Annotated in this window: 1 pseudogene; it reads left to right on the top strand. The window is 63.2% G+C overall.

The features are described from left to right. A pseudogene (locus ACPYOJ_RS36420) lies at positions 1–242 on the top strand (helix-turn-helix domain-containing protein); the annotation flags it as partial.

The following is a 242-nucleotide window of genomic DNA, read 5'->3' as shown; positions in this document are numbered from 1 at the left end:
AGGCGCTGCGCGCCCGAATCAAACGGCACATCGAGGACAATCCGAGCACAGCCTCGCTCGATGTGACGAACCTATGCCGCCGCTTCGCGCTATCGCACGCCAGCCTCTATCGCCTGTTTGCGCCGCAGAGCCCCGCGAGCTACATTCAACATCGCCGGCTGCACCGCGCCTTCGCCATCCTTGTTTCTCCGGCATCCCGCCCCTGGCGGATCATCGACGTTGCCGTCGAATGCCAATTCATC

The sequence above is a fragment of the Rhizobium sp. SVR5-9E genome, assembly GCF_056755095.1.
Note: the sequence above shows the minus strand (reverse complement) of the source record. Positions and strands in the feature narration are given on the sequence as shown.